Source organism: Planktothrix serta PCC 8927 (assembly GCF_900010725.2).
GTDB lineage: Bacteria > Cyanobacteriota > Cyanobacteriia > Cyanobacteriales > Microcoleaceae > Planktothrix > Planktothrix serta.
On the sequence record NZ_LR734883.1, the window covers coordinates 313,593 to 330,309 of the forward strand.

The following is a 16,717-nucleotide window of genomic DNA, read 5'->3' on the forward strand; positions in this document are numbered from 1 at the left end:
ACTATAATACCCTTTTAAAATTGCTTTTCTACCTGTTTTGATCATGATTGTACATCGCTTAGAACAATATACAATAAAACATCCTCAAGAAGTTTTAATTGTTAAAATTGAAATCAATGGAGAACCTGATGAAATTGCTATTTTTAAAGGATTTTCCAGTTCCTTAATGCGTCCTACCGCTTTTGATCCTGATATTCCTGTTCTTCCTGATACCGCTAAAATTATTGAAATTGATCGTCTATTCAGTCCTTATAATCCCACCGAACCCCGTTATATTCAACAGGGATTAACCTGGGACATGATGCAATTGTTATTGGTCGAAACAGAAAATTGACATTTAAAAAAATCATGGAAACTCAAACTTATCATGCGCTGAAAGAATGGAATATTGCGATTCAAGCCTTACAACAGGGTGAAACTATTATGTTATTGAGAAAAGGCGGAATTCGAGAACAAGGGGGAAAATTTAAGGTTGATCAGGAAAAAATTCTACTTTATCCGACCTTTGAACATCAACAATCCAGTTTATTAAAACCCGAATATGCTAATCTTGTGCAACCTGTTCCTTCCGGTTGGCATTCTGAAACTGTTAAAATTAGTAGTTTTGCTGAAATTACTGATATTTTATCATGGAATAATTCTCAACAGGAATCTTTAATCCATTCTTTAAAAAACTTTCATATTTGGAATGAAATTTTTGTGCGCGATCGCCTTCAATTTAAACCCCAACAACCCCTTTATATTTTATTACTGAGAACCTATAAACTCTCTCAAGTTTATAACATTCCTTATCATCCTAGTTATGGAGGATGTCGGTCTTGGATTAAGTTACAAGAACCAATTTCATTAGAAAATAGGATTCCTGTGTTAACGCAAGAAGACTACGATCAACAAGTATCAACAATTGCTCAAATTCTTCAATCCTCGTAGTAAGCCCTTCAGGGCTTTATTCTTCTTAAGAAAGCCCTGAAGGGCTTACTACGGTAGATGGCTCTGAAGGGCTTACGATTAAATCTGTAACTCCTGGTTGCAATGCAAAGTGTTCTTGATTTTTGTCCCAAGCTCAATTGTAAAGAAAGTTATATCTTATCCTTACAGCTATAGTCTGCTCACTTTGAGCTATAATTGAAGAGTCGGGCTGTGATTCCTCGATGAGTTGTGGCTCAAATATGTGATTTAAAATACATATTTACTATCACCAGCAGGATTGCATACATGAGTAAACAATTAGACAAAATTTTTGATGAAGTAGAATTCAAAGCTCAACAGCTTGGTAAATACTGGAATAATTTTGCTACAGAAATTTCTGAACATTTACCAGATTCATATCAGCCAGAAATGCAAGAACTCTCTATTAAATTAGAGGAAGCTTTAAATAATTTAATTAATAAACTTCGTTATCCGACTTTGACTCTGGCAACAACAGGAACCACCAGTAGCGGTAAAAGCACTTTGGTAAATTTGTTATGTGGTGCAGAAATTGTTCCCGTAGCCGTCAGTGAAATGAGTGCAGGAGCCGTTACTATTGAATATAACCCAGAAAAGTCTTTAATTATCCATGAAACACCGGGCGCATTGTGGGAATGTGGAGAATGGAAAGGGATTACTGAAGATCAAATTTATCAGCGCTTATATCAAGTGATGATCAGTTATATTGATAATAGAGAAAAACAACCGAATTTAGCTTGTCCACAATCTACAATTTTTTACCCTTTTCGGCTTTTAAAAGAATCTCAACTACAACTACCACAAGGAACAAGAGTTAAAATTCTGGATTTACCCGGTTTGTCTTATGTGGGTGATCAAGAGAACGCCAAAGTTATTAAACAGTGCCGAGAGGCATTGTGCATAGTAACATACAATAGTGCAGAAACCGATGCACAGAAAGTAAAAAGCTTACTGCAAGAAGTTGTACAGCAGGTAAAAGATTTAGGAGGTTCCCCTGCGCGGATGTTGTTTATTTTGAATCGTATTGATGTTTTTCGAGCCGATAAAGAATGGCCAGAAACAGAAAATCGCTTTATTAAAAATACTATCTACAGTATTAAAAATGAGTTGACTGATCACTTAACAGAATATACACAATATATTGAGAATTTACAGGTTGTCAAACTAAGTACATGGCCTGCTTTACTAGCCCTTCAGATCCAAAATAATGATGATGTTTTCAGTGCTGAAGCGTGTAGAATAGCCAAGAATTTTCCCAGATTAATTGAAGATGTATTAGATGACTTGCCCGGTAATGTACAAAAATGGTCTAGGCATGATCGAATCAGAGTTTCTGAAGCATTATGGCAAAAATCTTATGCAGAGGAGTTTCAACAGAACTTAAAGGAACATATTACTCAACACTTTCCCCAGTTAGTAATACCGCAAGCTATAGAACAGTTTAATGTAGCTGCTGGAAATGCTGTAGCAGAGTGGGCTACCCAAACAACAACAGCTATTCTTAATAGTTCGGAAAAAGAATACAAACAGGAATGTGAAAATATATTATATATTAGGTTAGCGATTGAGCAATTTCTGGAAGAGAACGATAAAAATCTGAGAAAGCCATTTGAAGAGATAGATACGGAAATCAAAAAAATTTTTGCAGGTCAATCAAAAAATGATGCTTTGTACCAACTTCAAATCACCATTTCAAAAATTAATGAAAAAAAACCCTATAATGAATTAGGAAATAAATTAAGGCCTCTTTTTGGATGGCGGCAAGAATTAAAAAAAGGGATAAACCAAGTTTTAGAAGCAGTAGGAACGTCTTTAGATAGTGGAAGAGTAAACTTAGACAATCCTAACCTAAAAAGAGCAAGCTTTTCCCATATCAAGCCCCTAGAAAATAACTTGAAACGGCTAATAGGTTTAAAATATACAGCTTCTATTGCTAAAAATGGTGAAACAATACAAGCTAAAACAGATGATGATAAAAAGAAACTTTCCCAACTCAATCAAGAGTTAAATGAATTATCTATCCATCTTAATCATGTTATGGAGGATGTATTAAACAAAATTTCTAGTCAAGAAATAGAGAGAATTTATGAGGCAGTTGTTGAGCTTTTGAATTGCCATTTATCCCATTTAGAAAAAGGTGTTAATGATATTGCACCCAACATAATAATCAGGTTTCCTGAGTCTCAGCTAAACCAAGTTAAAAGAGAACTTTTATTTAGGTTAAACTTTGAATCTGGGTTTTCAATTAAAAAAGAAACTTGGAAGGAAGAAACTAGAAGTTTTTTGCACTGGTTGTGGTTGATCCCAAAATCCGAAACACGCTCTAGTGATAATGCTACAATTCCCAGCACTGAACAGCTTCTTAAAAACTGGAATGATCAGCTACAACTAGCTGAACCAGAGATCATTAAAGAAATGATCAGTTGGTTGCTCGAACAAATTGATTATCTCAACAAAGATGTCAAGAAAATTCAAAATGATATTTTTGACCGTTATCAGACTAGACTAGATAAAGCTCACCAAGAAATTACTTTAGATTATGAAAAGCAAAAAAACGTTTGGCAACCGATGGAACGCAAAGCCCAAGGATTAGCAGAGGAATTTACTATTTTAGGAAAACTATTGAGAAAGGAGGATTAAATTAAAGTGGCAAATAATAAGTTAGAAACACGGTATCAAAAGGTTTTTGATCTAGTGTATCCTCAGATCAAAGATCAGAAAAATGGCGTTTTATACAAAGTAATACATATCTTACTTGAGGCAAGAGAATCAGAGGCATCGGAAATATGTAATGATCTTGATATAAAAGACAATGCTTCTTTAGATGATGATGAAAATGTGGTTGTTTATTTAATAGACAAACCGAATGCTATACCCTTACAATCATCACACGATAATTGGTTGAAAGAAAAATTCCGTGTTTTTATGAATCCTAACTTAGGAAAAATTGCTTGGATTGTGATTATAGCCTGCTTCCTTGTTGGAGTCCCTGTCTGTATCCAATACATAAATAAACGTAAACAAAAGCTAACAGGTAATACAACAAAGCTGCCACCTAATTCTCCGTCTTCACAAGAGCTTCCACCAATTACTGCTGCTTTATGTCTTGTTGTTCAAGCCTCTGTATTTATTGATTTAAAGAATAAGCATCCAAATGCTTTGGAAGATAACCGCCTAAGCTGCTATGATGTCAAAATGCTCATAGATTATTCCTCACATTTTTTATGTATAGGACTTGAAGATGTTGCATCAATAGAGGAGCATTTAGAAATAACAAGAGAAGAAATAACAAATGATAGCAACCAAGAAGTTTATATCCGAATTCACATTGATAAAGGCCAAAATCTAATAGGAAAACAAGTTCCTTACATCCTCAAAAGAGACTTACCCTCTGATGGACAACGAATTATTCAACGGTATAATTGTCTAAAAAATCTGTCTGGATTAGAACACTTTAACCATATTTAAGGAGTCTAAAAATGGATTGGAAAACAAAATCTTCTTACTATGAAGCACGTCTTACTGACGCTCTAAACGTGCAACGACACGCGGTAAATTTAGCTAATTTACCCCAGGCACAAGTTCCGACTCGATTAAAAGACATACTTTTAGAAGAAGAAGAACCAACTCGTCGCCAACTTGAAAGACTCAAAAAACGTGAGTTTCGTATTGCTGTTGTGGGACTAGAAAAAGCTGGAAAAAGCACCTTTATTAATGCTTGGTTAGAATGTGATTTACTTCCTGCAAAAGCAGGTAGATGTACCTTTACAACGACTCAAATTTATTCCGTTGAAAATGAGTCTGAACAAAGTTTAGAAGTTCAAGCAAGAACCGAAGAAGAGTTTATCAATTTACTCAAGGAACTTGAAAAAATAGGAGCGAAAGAAGACCTAAAAACTATAAAAGCAAACGAGATAACTTTGCAACAGGTCAGAAGCGAACCTAAGCGTGTTTTTCCATTCACGAGATTGGAAGATATTAGAGAGCCACTGAAGAAATATGTAGCAGATGAAAAGTATGCTCATGCTGTTTTAGAAGCTAGACTTTATACTAACAAACTCGCCCAAGCAGAAGGGATTGTTTTTTATGATGTTCCCGGTTTAGATTCAGGTTTAGCAAAGCACGTTGATGAAGCCCAAGCAATGCTATCTGATTGTGATGCTGTAATATTGGTACAACGTTTTACTAGCCTTCGAGAAAAAGAGCTAGAAATAATAAAATTTACGGAACTTGGTGATAAAAACGTTACCGTTGCTGATAAGCTTTTTGTATTTTTAAGTCGGATTGATTCATTGGCAAGTCCAGAGGCGTTAAAAACCCATATTGAAGAAGCATCCCAAGATTGGTTAAGACGCGCCAAGCTTCCCCCTGAGCGTATTGTCTCAGGTTCAGCCGGAGCTTACCTAAGCTTGAATAATTTAGCAGGAGAACAGACTAAGTTAGAGATTGGGGATGCTAGTGATATTAAAGCTAAATTGCAGAAATTAACTGGAATTACTGATGAAGAAACTCTTCAGACAAAAGAAACGGGTATTCCAGTTATTAAAGATAAAATATTTAACTATATTAACACAGAACGGGTTGATATTTTAACGAAAAGATGCGAAGCTTCTATCAATAAAATTATGAGCAGTTCTGAAGAAATTTATCGGATAGTTAGTAAAAATTATCCTGAAAATCCTGAAGAAGCAAAGCTTTTTGAAGAAAATAATCAGCTAGTCTTATTTACAGAGTGGTGGGATCAAAAATGGGAAACTATTAAAGCTGATTTACAAAAATACTATCAAGATTCTATTGCTAATGAATCTTTTGAAAGTTCCGACTCTAAATCATTGGCTCAAATAGAAAAGTTTAGACAGCGATATTTACAAATCGTTGATGTCGAAATGAAAAAACTTCGAGAAGAAACATTTAAAAAGAAAGATACGATTTTTCTGGCTAATGCTTTTCCAGTCTTTGCTCAAATGAAAGCTAATTTTGCTTGGCGTGAGGATTTGTATAGTGATATTACCAAACTTCTTTCTTCAATTGCTCATCAACTTGCTGTAGAACTTAAAGATGAAGCCTTAGAATTAGTTGAATACATGACCCATCTATTATGGGGAAGTAATCAAGTAAAATCCAGACTCATTCAAAATTCAGAGGAATATTTTTTAGAAAAACTAGAGAATAGCTTAAGTGTTTTATTTTTACGTTTTGCTCGTCCTGTTGCAGAAGCACTGATTCGTGGCCCTCTTAAGAGTGATATTCGCCATAAAATTATCAAAAGTTTAGGAGTAGATATTGAAATTATTGATAACTACTATACGGGTGAAGAAATTGCATTTAAAGTCCTTAAAAAATATGCAAAACATGGTTCTGATTTGCTATTTAATCCTGAACTTCGGCAACAAGTATTAGGAGTTAAAGAAGTAGCAACGCAAATCACAGAGGTAGTAACACAAATAGTTGTAGATGTTTCTAATGAGCTAGAATTTCCACAAGAAAAAGAAGAAGCTGAAGCGGTAGTTGTTGAGGTGAAACATGATATTAATGCGCTTGAGGAATATTTACGCTATGCAATTTTTGATGCAGCAGGTTTTGAGTCCTACTGTATTCAAGAATTAAAAGGTTTAATTGATAGTTTTAGAGATAAAAAAGGCACTTGGAATGGGGTTGCTATCAATGAATGGAGGCAAGAAAATTCACTGCTATTTGCTGAAATTCCTGATAACTTAAAGTCACAAGAATCAAATTTAGAAGTTAGTGAACGATTAAGACAATTATCGATTGCCTTAAAAAGAAATCCTTCACTAGAGGTATAATCATTAATACATGATATCGGGTTTAAGGTATGGGGAATTCAGGATGATTAAATTCAATACCTTCGCCACAACTCATATCCCCTTACCTTAATCATCCTTCTTTCTTTGTGTCTTTGTTTCTTTGTGGTTGCGAGTACAGAAACTCTCTTAAAGATCGACACGACAATATGAGCGAGGGTATTGTTAAAGAAACCTGGTTTTTGGGGTGTATCTCACGCGATCGCGCACTGCTTAGGTGCGGGAAAAATTATGACGGGAGATAGCCCTGAAGGGCTTACTACGAGGGGAATTTTGACTTGAGTTAATATACTTTCAAATTTAACTTGTGACTGACTGTATAAAAACATACCACAAGTTAGCGATTCTGATAAAAAATCGGATCAGGGTTGATAATAATCATTATGGTTGTTTCAGATTATTCAAACTCTTGAAGAATAAAATAGATTGATCAACGATTGTAGTTTTAATAACTCTAAACCGTAGAATTTATACGATAGTAAACCCATAAAATGGTTTATTGTACCTAAACTGTTCTGCTAGAATTGACCCCTAGCATTGTCGGTTTTTCAATGCTATCTTAGTTGCAGTCCTAAATCTAATTTGACGTGAGGAGGTGAGACGATTCAGGAAAATGGAACTTTATCCAGTCAAACAAGTATAAGAGAACAATTTTTTAAATTGCAAACTCATCTAAAACTATTGCATCAGGAAAGCAGACTCTAAATTTATTGAAAAATCATCTCTTTGAGGTTTGATTTTCTTAAAAATTTTAGAATTCTGGAATTCTACCCAAATTTCATCGCTTTAACATCCTTGTTTTTGAATTAATTTCTGATTTAACTTGTTTGACTTTTGTTCCTGATGTTAATTGTATCGCATCTACCCCTATTAACATGAAAAATTCTAGATCACCCTCCAGAAACGATACATGGATTGGGAAAATGATGGATCAATTTCCTACTTTTATTATCGGATTTTTTACTGGATCTCTCATTACTGTTTATGGAACTCTGACTCAGATGGATTTCTTAAGCTATCTGAATACTGACCAAAATATCCTAAAATTTTATCAAGAATTATTGGGATTTTCTACAGATTCTCTGGAGCAGAATAGACAATATCGAGGATATATTGAAAAGTTGAATATCAGTGTAAATCCCAATACATTGAATATTTCTGTTCTCCCAAACTCTATTTGTGAAGCTGCTATTTTAGAAGGAGATCGGGTAAAAATTTTGCCTTCTGTTGAGGTGATTGGCAAACAGAATTCTGATCAGAATACAGAATTTAATTTGTTTAAACAACGGATTAGCAAAATTATTAGTGATGGATTTGGATATATTGAAGTTGTCAATCCTGAAAATGAATTAGCCTTGATTGAAATTAATTTACTGAATGAAGAACAAAATTGTGTGAGAAAACCCAAATATATTCAAGAATTAGAAAAGCTCCTAGAACAAAAAAAATGGAAAGATGCTGATCAAAAAACGAATCAAGTTTTACTTAAAATCACGAATCGAGAAAGCGTTGGCTATCTCAATGAAGATGCGATTAAAAAAATGTCTTGTCCCTACTTAAGAACGATTGATCAATTATGGAAAAAATACTCAGGTGGCTTGTTTGGGTTTAGCGTTCAAAAACGAATTTTTCTGGAAACAGAAAATCAAATAGAAGATGATGCTTTAACTCGATATGATCCCAATGCTTATATTCATTTTGCTGACTTAGTACGATGGATTGAATCGAGTAAAAATGGAAAGGAAAAATGGAAAACCTACGATGAAATGACTTTTTCTCTGGAAGCACCGGAAGGTCATCTTCCCCGTCTGAATCAACTTGCAAAAGGCATGAAAATGAAATCTAATTATCAGCTTGTTTCTCCAAACAATCTCCCCTTATCTTCTCAAGAAATCCAAGCCAGAACTTTATTTTTTGCACGGGTTGATACTTGCAAACTGTAGGTTAATATGAGAGCTTAAGAAGATAGACGACTTCGGAGGGATGAATTCATCTCCTGAGTTAGTTACTATAGAAATAGATCAACAAAATTGGCTCATTTGAGGTTGGAGCGATCGCACTATGCCTATCTCCCGCTATTTACTATTAATTTTTGGGATTTGCCTAATTTTAGGGTTAACAATTTGGCTGATTAGTTCCCTATCGGCTCTTTATACTCAGGTGATTTGGTCAGCTAATCCTATTTTAGCAAATTTGCTGCTTTTATTGTTAATTATATTATTAGGATTAGCAATTTTTGCGTTTTTTTATTATACTCGATTCTTCCAGAATTCAGGAAAATCTCGTCAAAAACGGCGACCTTTAAAAATCCCCATCAACAAAACAGAAGCGGCTGAAGAATCGATCAAATCTTTAAGACAACAAGTTACTCAAATTCAAGATGAAGTGGCTAAAAAAGCGTTATTAAGTCGTTCTCAAGATATCGCTTCTGAATTAGCCAAAGGTAATATTCAAGTGGTTATATTTGGCACAGGTTCGGCGGGAAAAACCTCTTTAGTTAATGCTTTAATGGGTCGAATGGTAGGGAAAGTGAATGCACCGATGGGAACGACAGAAATAGGAGAAACCTATCATTTACAATTACAGGGAATTGAACGGGAAATTTTAATTACAGATACCCCTGGAATTTTAGAAGCGGGGATGGGGGGATCTGAACGGGGAACATTAGCCCGTTCTTTAGCAACCGATGCTAATTTATTAATATTTGTTGTGGATAATGATTTAAGACAATCGGAATATTACTCCTTACAAGCTTTAGTAGAAATTGGCAAGCGATCGCTAATTATTTTAAATAAAACGGATTTATATACAGAAGCCGATCAAACGATGATTCTAGCTAAACTTCGAGATCGAGTCAAAACTTTTTTAGATCCCAGTGATGTGATTTCTGTAGCTGCAAATCCGCAATCAATTCGATTAGAAACAGGAGAAATTATCCAACCAGAACCGGATATTATGCCTTTAATTCGACGAATGGCAACAATTTTAAGAGCCGAAGGAGAAGAATTAATTGCTGATAATATTTTACTACAATCCCAACGTTTAGGAGAAGAAGCACGACGATTAATTGATACCCAAAGAAAACGGGAAGCAGAAAAAATTGTTGAACGGTTTCAATGGATAGGTGCGGGTGTAATTGCTGTCACTCCTTTACCTGTAATTGATTTAATTGCAACGGCGGCTGTTAATACCCAAATGGTAATCGAAATTGGTAAAATATATGGGTGTGAATTGAATGCAGATCGGGGTCGAGAATTAGCATTATCCTTAGCTAAAACTTTAGGGAGTTTAGGAGTAGTTAAAGGGGTGATTCAGTTAGTCTCAACGGCGTTACAATTAAATATTGCGACTTTGGTAGTTGGACGTGCGATTCAAGCGGTAAGTGCGGCTTATTTAACACGAATTGCGGGTAAAAGTTTTATTGAATATTTCCGCCATGATCAAGATTGGGGAGATGGAGGAATGACGGAAGTTGTCCAGCGACAATTTCAGTTAACTCGCCGGGATGAATTTGTGAAACAATTTGTTCAAGATGCCTTTGCTAAAATTATTGAACCGCTTAATTTTAATTCTACTGAATTGGAGGAGGAAGAATTACCAATTGAAGCTGATATTAAACCGTTATTAAAGCGTTATTTGGATGATTGGGAAGATCAGGATACTGTTGATCGGAGTGATTGGGAATCATGAAAAATCAACAATTAATATTCCATGCTTTAATGTTTGCTATAGCGCTACTTGAAGAGGGAACAGGGAACAGGGAACAGGGAACAGGGAACAGTAAGAAGTGAAAGGGTTTCAGGATTTAGAAATGTCCTAACTGTAATGCGTAGTGCTATACACATTCCCCCGGTAGAGACTAGCTTAGTAATTATCAAGATGGTGCGTGCGAGAAGCTCTTACGCACCCTACTGTTGGAGTTGGAGTTGTTTTTTGGTTTTAACTAAAGTGCGATCGCCTCGAATTAATTGATATTCGGCGTTCCAATTTCCAGAGGATAAGGGTTGTTGAGGATTATTTTTTTTACCAATATAACCGATCCATGTTTTACTAGACTCATTCACAAAACTTTCATTATTAACAACTTTTTGACCTTGGGGATTATAGAGATTAAAAATCATTTTATCTCCCGTTAATACCCCATAAACCTGTACCCAAAATAACAAGGCGGGACTATTTTGAGGTAGAATAGTTTCATTAAATTTACCTTGCCATAATTCATCCATTGTGGGGGGTTGAGCCGAAAATCCTGCCCGAATTAACCCCGTGGGAATATAGGCCAAGGATTGTTCCCAAATTGGGTTACGAGTCACGTTACATCCGGCCTTTGCTCCTGGCCCCACAAAGGGATCAATCACTTCTCCGTTATAACGAATGGTGAGATGAACATGGGGAAAGGATGCTAACCCAGAGGCGCCAACTGATCCCAAAACCGTCCCTTTCTCAACACTATCCCCAGGTTTAACCTGAATACTTCCCCGTCGCAAATGACAATATTGAGTTTCCCATCCGGCACCATTGGGAATAGAACTATGATCAATAACAATACCATTGCCACATTCTGTACCTTCCACGGCCGTTTTATCCGCTTCCTGTGCAATGCGTTTATCAACCACCCCATCCCGGACTCGCAACACCTTTCCCGCCGCCGACGCCACCACTGGAACTCCTCTAGCCATTGCTTGTTCGTCCGGTATGGCAAAATCCGTCCCTTTATGACCATCATAGGTTTGCCGTCCACAGCCAAAATCAACGGCATTAGGACTAGGATCTCGATCCGGGTATAACAAAATAAAGCAATCTTGACCCAATTGACAATCAATAGGTTGAGCAAAACGCGGAGTTTGGGGGGTTTGGGTAATCAATTGTTGGGTCATCCCTTCAGCCATCGTCTGAGCTTTTTGCAGAGAAGACTCAGCCGTTTGAGTAACTTCAGGACTCCAACAACTGACTAATACCATTAACCCCAAAGTCAGGAAAAATGCGACCCCGTATTTTTTAGCGCTTGATATCCTCATTATTTAGCCCCGTAGTCAGCCCTTTAGGGCTGTCTTTCCAGACAGAGGCGTGAACGCCTCACTACAATTTATCGGAATAGAATATCCGATTGTAAAGTTAAATTCAGGTCTTCACTCGGACGAACAACCACAACATCAACTTTACGACGGCCAACAAATATTCCGGTAATTGCACCGAGTCCAGCGCCGCCTAACACTTCTTCCGTTGCGATCGCATTATCCCCGACAACAGCACCAATCGCCGTCGCCGCCGCCGCCCCAATGGCTGCACCCCCCAAAATAGAACGCGCCGAAGCTCCTTTACGGATGGTTTCAGTCCGAGTCACCACTTCCGAATTCGCATCTAAGCGAAAGCGTTTCCCAGCACTAATAATCACTTCATTAGCGACAAATTGAGAACCCCCCGAAGCGGGTTTTAATTGTCCAACAATTTCAGCACCCGCCGGAATCCAAACCCGTCCCTGACTGGTAACAACATCCCGTGCTACCGTAATCGTTAACGGAACTGTTTCACTGGGCATAACAACGATTTTTTCAGCTTCCGGGTATTCTACTGAAATCATAGTTCCCGCTAAAATTCTATCCCGTTGTAAGGTATCCGGGAACGATTGAGCCGTCGCTGGAATTGCTTGCAAAAGGGGTGTCGCCACCGCCGTTGTTAAACCCAAAGCCAGGAAAACGGACAGTCCTGAACGAGAAAATTTAGAACTGAACATACACAGAAACATCCTTTTTTTTCAAGATCTGATTTGACCCTTTATAACTTAAGAGTCGATAGAATCGCTTCATTGTTCCTGTTGAGATCAACTTTGACCCCAGAGCAGAAGGATGTGGATGTCGGTTAACAGTCAACAGTCAACCGTCAACAGTCAACAGTTAACCGTCAACCGTCAACCGTCAACCGTCAACATTATTTTCCCTTTTTCGGTTTTGTTTGCACCGTAATATTGCCATTAACAACGGTTTGACAGGCTAATCGATAGGTATCGGGTTTTTTTCTAAGAATGCGTTCTTCAGCCTCCGTGCGAGGAGAAACATTCTCCAGACCTTCTACAATTTCCACAATACAAGTGCCACATTGACCATAACCGCCACAGTTCATCATTTTGCCTGTGAACGTATATAAGTCAATCCGGTTTTCCAGGGCTTTGATTCTTAAGTTTGCCCCATCCGCCGCGATTACTTCCTGATTTTCACTCACGAATTTGATATTAGCCATTTCAATTGCAATGTCCTAGCTTCATTAACACAGCGTTTCTTCTAAATTATTACAAAATGTTAACAAATCGGAAGTGTGGAACAGACATCTTGCCTGTTAAGCCCAACATCCGACACCCGACACCCAACTTAGCGAGGATAATCCGACAGAATATTACCCGGAAGGTTACTGACGGCTCGTTGCAGGGCGGACAGAGCGCGGTTATAACCGATGATGGCGTTCAGGAGTCGGTTTTGGGCGCGGGTTAAGTCCGTTTCCTGGTTAATCACTTCTAACTGAGTTCCCACCCCAGCTTGAAACCGTAAACGAGCTAAACGTAAAGCTTCCGTTGCTTCTTCAACGCCTAAGCTGGCCGTTTGAATATTATCAAAGTTAGCTTGCAGGTCATAGTAAGCTCGTTCGACCTCTAAGCGAATTTGATTGAGTAATTGATCAAAGCGCTCGTCTGCGATGCCAATATCTAACTCACGCTGTCTGGCTTGGGCTTTGGCTGCACCGCCATCAAAGAAATTCCAAGAAAACTGGACTTGAGCGTCATAACCATCAGCCCAACCCTGGACAGCCCTGTAATCAGGGTTATCGTTAATTTGTCCCAAAAGATTATAACTGGCGGCGAGGGTGACACTAGGACGAGTGGCTGCTAATGCTGCTCGGCGTAACTGTTGAGCGCGATCGCGTTCAGCTAACTGTTCTTCCAACTCAGCCCGATTTTGATAAGCCTGAACAATCGTATCTTCTAAGGTGAAATCCCAAGCTCCCGCCAAAGCAATTGGATCTCCCGCCAATAAATTCGCATTTTCATCAATATTGAGAACCGCAGCCAGTTCTCGCCGACTTTGCAGTTGATCCCGTCGTGAATTCGTCAAATCCTGTTGGGCGTTAGCGAGGGTAACGCGAGCTTGCAACACTTCAAAACGGGTTCCAACTCCGGCTCGTTCTAAAGCTTCGGCATCCTCTAAACTCTTTTGGGAGTTTCGCACAGCAGCCGCTTGAATTTCAACCGCAGCATCGGCTTCTTGCAAATTGTAATAGGCACGAGTCACATCAAATCGAACTTCTTCTATGGTGGTTTCTAATCTTAATTCAAAAATCCGTAACTGTTTTTCAGAAGCCCGAATTCTTGATCCCCTTAATCCATTAATTCCTAAGTCGTACTGCAATTGCAGCGAATTATCAAAGGAATAGGTACCGAAGCGAGTCTGAAATTCCTGTTGATCAGCACCTTGGACACCATTAAAGCGTTGGACTCGCAGGGCGCGGTTTTGCGCCCGGACTTGTAAGTCTTGCAGAGCAGAGACAGTCCGACCAAAACTAGAACTAAAGATCAAACTCGGATATAAATCCGCTTGGTTTTCGCGTAAACTGGCTAAGTTTTGCTCGACTTGCAGTTGGGCAATGCCGACATTTTGATTATTGCGAATTGCTAAATCAACTGCTTGTTGGAGAGTAACCGGAACGGTTTCCTCAATATTAACTTGATCGGGTAAGGTGGGCTTATAAAGCGGATTCTGACTGGGTAGCAGAATAGAGGGAGGATTGGTTTGTAAGGTTCCGTTGGGTGTGGGAGGCGGAAAGGGAGTCGTTGGCGGTGTCAGGTCAGGAACTTCTAAGGCGGGTGTACTAACTTGAGCCAGGAGGGAGGGTTGAGAATTTCCGCTACCCCGCCCGGAAGTTGTGAACGGTGAGGTTAGGGTTGTTGCTGAGGTCGAGGCATTCGGTAAGGCTACTTCAACCTGTAAGGGAGGATTAATCTCTGGGGATAAGGAATTGTCCTTTGAGGGATGGGGTAAGTTAGGAGGATTGGCTGCTGTTGTTGGTGTCTCGGAAGTTGGCGTCGAACGCTGTTGCTGCACAGAAGGTGGTTCTGGAGTTGTATTAACAACGGTGGGTTCTGTAGGAGTCGAGAGAGAATCTTGATCGGTTTTTGTAGGATTTTGTTTAAAAGCTAAGGTGGGTGACTCTGATGAAGGAGACGGTTGAGGAACGGATTCCGGTTTTGTTAAGAAGTTATCGATCAGACGACGAGGAGCCGTTGAAACTAAAGGTTGAGATTTTTTAGGATTTTGTTTAAATGTTGAGGTGAGGATGGACGAAGGTAAAGGCTCCTGAGCAGAATCACCTGATTCCATCGATGGGGAAAAGCTTGGCACTGACTCCTGATGGGGGAGTTCAGATTTAGAGGTAGAAATCTGTTGTCCCTTTTGAGGGGTTGCTTCTTGGCCAGCATCAGAAGTTTCCTCTGAGGGATGAGTCACCGTAGGGGATAAGGATTCAACACTCGGTTCTACAACAGCCGTCGCCGGATGCTGAGATTTTGTTGGATTTTGTTTAAACCCTTGCGGTTGAGTTGCATTCGAGTTGGGCGAATTATCTGGCGATTCAATGGGGGAAGGAACGGCCGTTCCTGGCCCCACATTGATTAACGTAATTGCTCCACTCACTCCCACAGCCATCAAATTACGAAGAACGGACATAAGGCTTCTTTTCTGTCTACAAGTCCAGAAACAATTTTAGAGCAAGCGAGCAATATTCCTAAGTTTTTTGATGCTATAGCAGGGAACAGGGAACAGCTTAACAGGGAACAGGATTCTCTTAGCAGGCAATTTGTTTTGCTTCTAAATCTAGCAAGCGCAACAAATTCAGGTCGCCCCGGGCGGCGGCGGCTTGACGGCGGCGTTCCAATAAACGGCATAAATGATCCGTATGAACTTGTGCTAGATTCTCGTCCAGAACTTGCTCAAAAGTAGCCACCCGCACGGTCACAGCCTGCCGTGTCTCTACAGGTTGCATTGCGGTCGGGGTGAAAGGGGAGACTTCGTTGAGCGACGGTTTTGGTTCTGCATTGCTGTAGCAAACACCCCGATACTTTAGGGGATAGGTTTGAGGCACAGGAACATGGCGAGGATAGCGAAACTGTACGCTTTGACCCCGATATTTACCTGTGAGTTCGCTTTCCACCTGATCAACAGCAGGAAAAGAGGCTTCATACTGATTGCCACGATAGTTGAGTTTCATATCTATTTCTCCTGACCTTCGCTTTAAAGAGGCTGTCTCAAAGACAAATTCTAAACGATTTTTTTATTTCTGTATTCATTGTTACATTTTTTTAGGTCAGATCAGCAAACTTAACAAAAATTTATACTTTTTCTGTTGACTGTTGACTGTTGACTGTTGACTGTTGACTGTTAACTGTTGACTGTTATAGTGCTACGCATTACAGTTAGGACATTTCTAAATCCTGAAACCCTTCACTTCTTACTGTTCCCTGTTCCCTGTTCCCTGTTCCCGGTTCCCTTGCGCGTAGCGCTATAATAGCCAACCCCACTATTCAATACTGACTTGAGAAGTATCGACCTCGGCAGTTCCCGGTTGGAATTGGGCGATGTTGACAGCTTTATCCAGAAAACCTTGACTGGGGACTTTTCCTTTGAGAACAACAGTTCCGCCTTTTTGAGCCACCCATAAAGAACCAATATCATCCAGTTCTGGATCTTCATCAAAGGCTAAGGCGACCCGTTTGGCTAAACCACTTTCGTCATATTCTCCCGCAATTCCAATTCGTTCTGGGGGAAGGGAAGTATTAGCCGCCGCTTGTTGTACAACATCATTAGAAGGTTTACTGGGAGTATCACCTGTGAGGGCGCCAAAAATACGCTCAAACCATGCCATAAAATCAAATATCCTGAATTAATTAATAAAGACGGCTTTAG

At 39.0% G+C, this 16,717-nt stretch carries 13 protein-coding genes; 7 read left to right on the plus strand and 6 right to left on the minus strand.

Features of this window, described 5'->3' with window-relative positions; all coding sequences use genetic code 11:
• Positions 1-43 precede the first annotated feature (43 nt).
• The 7 genes from PL8927_RS25420 to PL8927_RS25450 all read left to right on the plus strand — a co-directional run bounded on the left by PL8927_RS25420 (position 44) and on the right by PL8927_RS25450 (position 10,460).
• Positions 44-334 (plus strand): DUF7734 family protein, encoded by a 291-nt coding sequence (locus PL8927_RS25420; protein ID WP_083626448.1) that lies wholly within the window; start codon positions 44-46, stop codon positions 332-334.
• 14 nt (positions 335-348) lie between these two features.
• Positions 349-930 carry a DUF1802 family protein gene (locus PL8927_RS25425; protein ID WP_083626450.1) on the plus strand — a complete coding sequence of 194 codons (582 nt, stop codon included), beginning with the start codon at positions 349-351 and terminating at the stop codon, positions 928-930.
• A gap of 285 nt (positions 931-1,215) precedes the next feature.
• The gene (locus PL8927_RS25430) at positions 1,216-3,588 is read left to right on the plus strand and encodes a dynamin family protein (RefSeq protein ID WP_083626452.1); all 2,373 of its coding nucleotides are present in this window, start codon (positions 1,216-1,218) and stop codon (positions 3,586-3,588) included.
• A gap of 6 nt (positions 3,589-3,594) precedes the next feature.
• On the plus strand, positions 3,595-4,416 hold the full coding sequence (locus PL8927_RS25435) for a hypothetical protein (RefSeq protein WP_083626454.1): 822 nt from the start codon (positions 3,595-3,597) through the stop codon (positions 4,414-4,416).
• An 11-nt stretch (positions 4,417-4,427) separates the two neighbouring features.
• Positions 4,428-6,752 (plus strand): dynamin family protein, encoded by a 2,325-nt coding sequence (locus PL8927_RS25440; RefSeq protein ID WP_083626457.1) that lies wholly within the window; start codon positions 4,428-4,430, stop codon positions 6,750-6,752.
• A gap of 944 nt (positions 6,753-7,696) precedes the next feature.
• Positions 7,697-8,713 (plus strand): GUN4 domain-containing protein, encoded by a 1,017-nt coding sequence (locus PL8927_RS25445; RefSeq protein WP_197047553.1) that lies wholly within the window; start codon positions 7,697-7,699, stop codon positions 8,711-8,713.
• Positions 8,714-8,831: 118 nt separating this feature from the next.
• Complete coding sequence (locus PL8927_RS25450; protein ID WP_083626463.1) at positions 8,832-10,460, plus strand: YcjF family protein; 1,629 nt, start codon at positions 8,832-8,834, stop codon at positions 10,458-10,460.
• Between the two features lie 218 nt (positions 10,461-10,678).
• Here PL8927_RS25450 and PL8927_RS25455 read toward each other — a convergent pair whose 3' ends face one another.
• The 6 genes from PL8927_RS25455 to PL8927_RS25480 form a co-directional block, all read right to left on the minus strand.
• Positions 10,679-11,788, minus strand: a complete 1,110-nt coding sequence (locus tag PL8927_RS25455; RefSeq protein ID WP_083626465.1) for a M23 family metallopeptidase — start codon at positions 11,786-11,788, stop codon at positions 10,679-10,681.
• Between the two features lie 68 nt (positions 11,789-11,856).
• Entirely contained in the window at positions 11,857-12,504 is a 648-nt protein-coding gene (locus PL8927_RS25460) for a hypothetical protein (protein ID WP_083626468.1), read from the minus strand.
• A 194-nt stretch (positions 12,505-12,698) separates the two neighbouring features.
• Positions 12,699-13,007, minus strand: coding sequence for a 2Fe-2S iron-sulfur cluster-binding protein (locus PL8927_RS25465; RefSeq protein ID WP_083626471.1), 309 nt, complete (start codon positions 13,005-13,007; stop codon positions 12,699-12,701).
• A gap of 128 nt (positions 13,008-13,135) precedes the next feature.
• Positions 13,136-15,481 carry a TolC family protein gene (locus PL8927_RS25470; protein WP_083626474.1) on the minus strand — a complete coding sequence of 782 codons (2,346 nt, stop codon included), beginning with the start codon at positions 15,479-15,481 and terminating at the stop codon, positions 13,136-13,138.
• A 118-nt stretch (positions 15,482-15,599) separates the two neighbouring features.
• Complete coding sequence (locus PL8927_RS25475) at positions 15,600-15,965, minus strand: DUF4278 domain-containing protein (RefSeq protein ID WP_231506139.1); 366 nt, start codon at positions 15,963-15,965, stop codon at positions 15,600-15,602.
• 366 nt (positions 15,966-16,331) lie between these two features.
• Positions 16,332-16,676: a BON domain-containing protein gene (locus PL8927_RS25480; protein WP_083626479.1), complete on the minus strand. Its 345-nt coding sequence runs from the start codon at positions 16,674-16,676 to the stop codon at positions 16,332-16,334.
• Positions 16,677-16,717 lie beyond the last annotated feature (41 nt).

Bases quoted from the DNA above. Each gene is read 5' to 3' on its own strand.
- PL8927_RS25480 (WP_083626479.1), bottom strand. From the start codon at position 16,676: ATGGCATGGTTTGAGCGTATTTTTGGCGCCCTCACAGGTGATACTCCC.
- PL8927_RS25465 (WP_083626471.1), bottom strand. From the start codon at position 13,007: ATGGCTAATATCAAATTCGTGAGTGAAAATCAGGAAGTAATCGCGGCG.
- PL8927_RS25445 (WP_197047553.1), top strand. From the start codon at position 7,697: ATGGATCAATTTCCTACTTTTATTATCGGATTTTTTACTGGATCTCTC.
- PL8927_RS25425 (WP_083626450.1), top strand. From the start codon at position 349: ATGGAAACTCAAACTTATCATGCGCTGAAAGAATGGAATATTGCGATT.
- PL8927_RS25470 (WP_083626474.1), bottom strand. From the start codon at position 15,481: ATGTCCGTTCTTCGTAATTTGATGGCTGTGGGAGTGAGTGGAGCAATT.
- PL8927_RS25450 (WP_083626463.1), top strand. From the start codon at position 8,832: ATGCCTATCTCCCGCTATTTACTATTAATTTTTGGGATTTGCCTAATT.
- PL8927_RS25460 (WP_083626468.1), bottom strand. From the start codon at position 12,504: ATGTTCAGTTCTAAATTTTCTCGTTCAGGACTGTCCGTTTTCCTGGCT.
- PL8927_RS25420 (WP_083626448.1), top strand. From the start codon at position 44: ATGATTGTACATCGCTTAGAACAATATACAATAAAACATCCTCAAGAA.
- PL8927_RS25440 (WP_083626457.1), top strand. From the start codon at position 4,428: ATGGATTGGAAAACAAAATCTTCTTACTATGAAGCACGTCTTACTGAC.
- PL8927_RS25430 (WP_083626452.1), top strand. From the start codon at position 1,216: ATGAGTAAACAATTAGACAAAATTTTTGATGAAGTAGAATTCAAAGCT.
- PL8927_RS25455 (WP_083626465.1), bottom strand. From the start codon at position 11,788: ATGAGGATATCAAGCGCTAAAAAATACGGGGTCGCATTTTTCCTGACT.